The 6,662-nt window shown below is 72.6% G+C and carries 1 protein-coding gene; it reads right to left on the bottom strand.

Annotated features, from left to right (window positions below; translation table 11 throughout):
* A partial coding sequence (locus tag CU044_RS21290) for a type I polyketide synthase (protein WP_129770305.1) occupies positions 1-6,620 on the bottom strand: 6,620 nt, incomplete at its 3' end.
* Between the last annotated feature and the right edge of the window lie 42 nt (positions 6,621-6,662).

Below are 6,662 nucleotides of genomic sequence, written 5' to 3'. Positions count from 1 at the left end.
GCCTGGACCGCCACCATCGCACCGCCCTCGGGCAGCGCCTGCATCAGCGCACCACGCGCCGACACCACCTTCACCGCATCCGCCAGCGACCACACACCGGATACGTGCGCGGCGGCCAGCTCACCGATCGAATGACCCGCCAGCACATCCGGCCGCACACCCCACGACTCCAGCAGACGGAACAACGCCACCTCGACCGCGAACAACGCCGGCTGGGTCACACCCGTCTCGTTCAGCGCGTCGGCATCCTCACCGAACAGCACCTCACGCACCCGCGGATCGAACTCACCCAGCACCGCGTCCAAGGCTTCCGCGAACACCGGGAAACGGGCGGACAGTTCACGGCCCATCCCGAGCTTCTGCGAACCCTGGCCCGAGAACAGGAAACCCAGCCGGTGTGGCTCCGCCGCGCCCACCACCACACCTGGACCACCGCGTCCTTCGGCGACAGCGGCCAGAGCGGACCGGAACTCGGCGGGCTGCGCCGCGACAACCACCGCGCGGTGCTCCAGCGCCGCGCGCGAGAACACCAGCGTGCGGCCCACGTCGGCCACGGACAGATCCGACGAGTCATCGACAAACGCTGTGAGCCGCGCGGCCTGCTCCCGCAATGCCTCGGGGCTGTTGGCCGACACCAGCCACGGGACGACCGTCCCGGCGGGCAACGGCTCCGGGGCGTCCTCCCGCTCCACCACGGGGGCCTGCTCGATGATGGTGTGCGCGTTCGTCCCGCTGAACCCGAACGACGACACACCCGCCCGCCACGGCTGACCGGTCTCCGGCCACGGCCGGGCCTCCGTCAGCAGCTCCACCGCACCCGCGGACCAGTCCACGTGCGGCGACGGCTCGTCCGCGTGGAGGGTGCGCGGCAGCACACCGTGCCGCATCGCCATGACCATCTTGATCACACCCGCCACACCGGCTGCCGCCTGCGTGTGACCGATGTTCGACTTCACCGATCCCAGCAGCAACGGCCGGTCGGCGGGCCTGCCCTGGCCGTAGGTCGCCAGCAGCGCCTGCGCCTCGATCGGGTCGCCCAGCGTCGTGCCGGTGCCGTGCGCCTCGACCGCGTCCACGTCGGACGGAGCGAGGCCCGCTGCCGCCTGTGCGGCCCGGATCACCCGCTGCTGCGACGGACCGTTCGGAGCCGTCAGACCGTTCGACGCGCCGTCCTGGTTCACCGCGGACCCTCGCACGACGGCGAGTACCTGGTGGCCGTTGCGCTGGGCGTCGGACAGCCGCTCGACGACCAGCATCCCGATGCCCTCGCCCCAGCCCGTACCGTCCGCGCCCGCCCCGAACGCCTTGCACCGGCCGTCCACCGACAGCCCGCGCTGCTTGCTGAACTCCACGAACGCGGCGGGCGTGGACATCACCGTCACGCCACCCGCCAGCGCCAGCTCGCACTCGCCCTTGTGCAGCGCCTGCACCGCCAGATGCAGCGCCACCAGCGACGACGAGCACGCCGTGTCCACCGTCACCGCGGGTCCCTCAAGGCCGAACGTGTACGACAGCCGGCCGGAGATGACACTCGCCGCGCTGCCGGTGCCGAAGTAGCCCTCGACGCTCTCCGGCGCGGCCATCATCAACGTCGTGTAGTCCTGGCCGTTGGTGCCGACGAACACACCGGACCGGCTGCCCCGCAACGAGTTCGGGTCGATGCCCGCCCGCTCGAACGCCTCCCACGACGTCTCCAGCAGCAGCCGCTGCTGCGGATCCATCGCCAGCGCCTCGCGCGGCGAGATCCCGAAGAGCGCCGGGTCGAAGTCCGCCACACGGTCGAGGAAGGCGCCCATGCGGGTGTACGACGTGCCGACACCGGCGCCATCCGGGTCGTACAGCGCCTCCACGTCCCAGCCACGGTCGGCCGGGAACTCCGACACCGCGTCCGCACCCGACAGGAGCACGTCCCACAGGTCCTCAGGCGACTCGACGCCGCCGGGGAACCGGCACGCCATCGCCACGATCGCGATCGGCTCGTCGGTCACCCCCGGCACGGCGACCGGACCGGAGGCGGTGGGTGCCGCCACCACACCGGACAGCTCGACACGGAGATAGGCCGCGAGCGCCCCGGCCGTCGGGTAGTCGAACACCACGGTCGCGGGCAGGGCGATCCCGGTGGCATCGCTGAGCCGGGCGCGCAGCTCCACCGCAGTCAGCGAGTCGAAGCCCAGCTCCCTGAAGGCGCGCGTCGCGGAGAACGCGGCGGCGGACACATGACCGAGCACCGCGGCGGCCTCGTACCGGACCAGCTCGGTGAGCTCCCGCTCCTGCTCGGCCTCGTCCAGACCCGCGAGCCGCTGAGCGAGGGCCGACGTACCGCCGTCCGCCGCCGGAGCGGCGTCGAACGCGGCGCGGACTTCGGGCAGTTCACGCAGGAGCGGGCTCGGCCGCCGCGCCATGAAGGTGCCCGCGAACCGGGACCAGTCGACATCGGCGATGGTGACCTTCCCGTCACCGTGTTCGATGGCCGTGCCGAGTCCGGCGAGGGCCGCCTCGGGGGCCATCGTGGTCAGGCCCCTGCGCTGGAGGTGTGCGGCCTGTCCGGAGTCCGCGACCATACCGCCACCGCCCCACGGGCCCCACGCGACCGCCGTGGCGGGCAGACCCGCCGCCCTGCGGTGGTCGGCGAGGGCGTCCAGGTAGGCGTTGGCGGCGCCGTAGGCGGCCTGGCCGCCACTGCCCCACACACCGGCGATGGACGAGAACAGCACGAACGCGTCCAACGGCGTGCCGGCCAGCAGCTCGTGCAGATTCCTGGCGCTGTCGGCCTTGGCCGCCAGCACGTCGGCGACGTCGGTGAGGTCGTCCGGGTCGAGGTCGGCGAGAGTCGCCGAGCGTTCGATGCCCGCCGTGTGGAAGACGGCGGTGAGCGACGGGACGGTCTCCAGCAGCGCCGCGACGGACTCCCGGTCGGCCACGTCACAGACGGCGAACGTGACGTCCGCGCCCAACTCGACGAGCTCGGCTTCCAGTTCCGCGGCTCCCTCGGCGGCCCGGCCGCGCCGGCTCACGAGCACGATGTGCTCGGCCCCGCGCTCCGCCAGCCAGCGCGCCACCCGACCGCCCAGGGCGCCGGTACCGCCGGTGACCAGGACCGTGCCACGCGGCGCCCAGTTCTCCCCGGAAGCGTCGCCCAGCGGCGCGGGCACCAGCCTGCGGCCGAGGATCCCGCCACCGCGTACGGCGACCTGGTCCTCACCGGCCGTTCCGGTGAGGGCGGAGGCAAGGAGGTCGCCGGTCGCCTCGTCCCGCGCGTCGGGCAGATCGACCAGACCGCCCCAACGATCGGGGTGCTCCAGTGCCGCCACCCGGCCCAGACCCCACAGCATCGACTGCTCGAACCCGGCGACGGCGTCATCCGCACCCACCGACACCGCACCCGACGTCACACACCACAACGGCGCCGGCACATCCGCGCCACCCAACGCCCCCAGCAGACCGATCGTGCCCGCCACACCCACGGGCACAACCGACCCGCCCGCACTCGCCAATGCCAGCAGCGACACCACACCACTCAGCGCGGACAAACCGGCCAACTCCCCGGCCCAGTCCACACCTTCCGGATCCACGTACAGAACCTGTACGTCCGCACCGTTCCGAACCAGAGCGTCGCGAACCCACTCGGCGCGCGGCTCCCCGGCCGGGGCGACCACCAGCCAGACACCATCCAGCCGCCGGCCCTCGGAGGTCACCGGCAGCCAGTCGACCCGGTACCGCCAGTCATCGGCGGCGGACCGGTCCCGCTGCTTCCTGCGCCAGGCGGAGAGCCGGGGCAGCACGGCGCTCAGCGGATCGTCGGGCGACACATCGAGCGTGCGGGCGAGATCAGCGGGATCGCCCTCCTCCACGGCCTCCCAGAACCGTGCCTCCACCGGTGACATCCGCTGGGCGGCCTCATCGGCGGCCGGGGCTTCCAGCCAGTAGCGCTCCCGCTGGAACGCGTACGTCGGCAGATCCACCCGCCGCGCGCCGGTGTCGTCGAAACAGGCGGCCAGGTTCACCGGGACGCCGCGCACGTGCAGTTGACCGACGGCGGCGGTCAGCGCGACGAGCTCGGGCCGGTCACCGCGCAGGGCGGGTACGAAGGCGGCCTCCGGGGCGTTGAGCTGTCCGAGACCGGACAGCACGCCGCCGGGACCGATCTCCAGGAAGACATCGGCGCCCCTCTCGCGCAGCGCCACGACCGCGTCGTGGAACCGTACGGCCCCGCGTACGTGCCGCACCCAGTACTCCGGCGAGGCAAGCTCCTCCGCGGTGGCCCGCGTACCGGTCAGCGTCGACACGATCGGGATCGCGGGCGCCTCGTACGACACGCCCTCCAGCACCGCGCGGAACTCGTCCAGCATCGGGTCCATCAGCGGCGAGTGGAACGCGTGACTGACGCGGAGCCGGGTCACCTTCCGCCCCGCGTCACGCCACCGCTCCGCGACCGCCTCCACATCGTCGGCGACACCGGAGACGACCACCGAGTTCGGGCCGTTCACCGCAGCGATACCCACGGTCTCCGGCAGGTCCGAGGCGACCTCGGCCTCGGACGCCTGGACCGCCACCATCGCACCACCGGACGGCAGCGCCTGCATCAGCGCACCACGCGCCGACACCACCTTCACCGCGTCCGCCAGCGACCACACGCCCGCCACGTGCGCGGCGGCCAGCTCACCGATCGAATGACCCGCCAGCACATCCGGCCGGACACCCCACGACTCCAGCAGACGGAACAACGCCACCTCGACCGCGAACAGCGCCGGCTGCGTCACCCCCGTCTCGTTCAGCGCATCGGCATCCTCACCGAACAGCACCTCGCGGACCTCGGGGCCGAACTCACCCAGCACCGCGTCCAGCGCTTCCGCGAACACCGGGAAACGCTCGGACAGTTCACGACCCATGCCCAGCCGCTGCGAGCCCTGACCCGAGAACAGGAAACCCAGCCGATGCGGCGTCGCCTCGCCCACCGCGACACCGGGACCGCCACGCCCCTCGGCGAGAGCGGCGAGCCGTTCGGTGGTGGTGGCCCGGTCCTCGGCCAGCAGTACGGCGCGGTGCTCGAACACGCTCCGTGTCGTGGCCAGCGAGAAGCCGACCCCCACCGGGTCGAAGTCGGCGGAAGCCACCACGGCGGACAGGAGACGGTCCGCCTGCGCGCGCAGCCCGTCGGCGGTACGGGCGGACAGCACCCACGGCGCGACAGCGGTGACCCGCGGCTCGATATCCGCGGTGGACTGCTCATCGGCGGCGGACGGCTCCTCCAGGATGACGTGGGCGTTCGTCCCGCTGACGCCGAACGAGGACACACCGGCGCGGCGCGGTTCGCCGGTCTCCGGCCACGGCTGCCCCTCGGTCAGCAGCGCCACGGTGCCCACCGACCAGTCGACATGGCTGCTCGGCTCGCCGACGTGCAGGGTCTTGGGCAGCACACCGTGCCGCATCGCCATGACCATCTTGATGATGCCGCCGACCCCGGCCGCCGCCTGGGCATGGCCGATGTTCGACTTCAGGGACCCCAGCCAGAGCGGCCGGTCGTCGGCCCGCTCGGCTCCGTAGGTCGCGATGAGGGCCTGCGCCTCGATCGGGTCGCCGAGCGTGGTGCCGGTGCCGTGTGCCTCGACCGCGTCCACCTGCGCCGGGGTGAGCCGCGCGCTCGCCAGCGCCTGACGGATCACCGCCTGCTGGGACGGTCCGTTCGGCGCGGTCAGGCCGTTGGACGCGCCGTCCTGGTTCACCGCGGAACCGCGTACGACCGCCAGCACCTGGTGGCCGTTGCGGCGGGCGTCGGACAGCCGCTCCACGAGCAGCATCCCGACGCCCTCGCCCCAGCCGGTGCCGTCGGCGCTGTCCGAGAACGCCTTGCAGCGGCCGTCCACGGACAGCGCGCGCTGCCTGCTGTACTCGACGAATGTGCGCGGCGTGGACATGAACGTGGCGCCGCCCGCGAGCGCCAGCGAGCACTCCTCGCGGCGCAGCGCGACCATCGCGAGGTGCAGCGCCACGAGCGACGACGAGCATGCCGTGTCCACCGTCACCGCGGGCCCGACGAGGCCGAGCGTGTAGGCGATCCGGCCGGACGCGATACTGCCGGCGCTGCCGTTGGCGAGGAAGCCCTCGAATCCCTCGGGCGCCTGCGACATCCGCGTCGCGTAGTCGTTGTACATGACGCCCGCGAACACGCCGGTCCTGGTGTCCCTGGCCTGTACCGGGTCGATGCCCGCGCGCTCGAAGGCCTCCCAGGAGGTCTCCAGCAGGAGCCGCTGCTGCGGGTCCGTCGCCAGCGCCTCACGCGGTGAGATCCCGAAGAACGCCGGGTCGAAGCCCGTGGCGTCCTGGAGGAATCCGCCGTGCCGGGTGATCGACGTGCCGACGTGATCCGGGTCGGGGTTGTGCAGCGCGTCGGTGTCCCAGCCGCGGTCGGCCGGGAACTCCACGACGGCGTCCCCGCCGTCGGCCAGCAGCCGCCACAGGTCCTCCGGCGACTCGACACCACCGGGGTAGCGGCAGCTCATCCCGATGATCGCGATGGGCTCGTTCTCCCGCTCCTCGACCTCGCGCAGACGTCGGCGTGTGGTGCGCAGGTCGGTGGTGGCCCGCTTGAGGTAGTCGCGGAGCTTGTCCTCGTTCTCCATCTGGCGTGCGCTCCTTACAGCGGTGGGGGCGAGATCGACGCG

The sequence above is a fragment of the Streptomyces sp. L-9-10 genome (assembly GCF_004151105.1).
Classification (GTDB): domain Bacteria; phylum Actinomycetota; class Actinomycetes; order Streptomycetales; family Streptomycetaceae; genus Streptomyces.
This window is presented reverse-complemented; position numbering and strand designations above follow the sequence as displayed.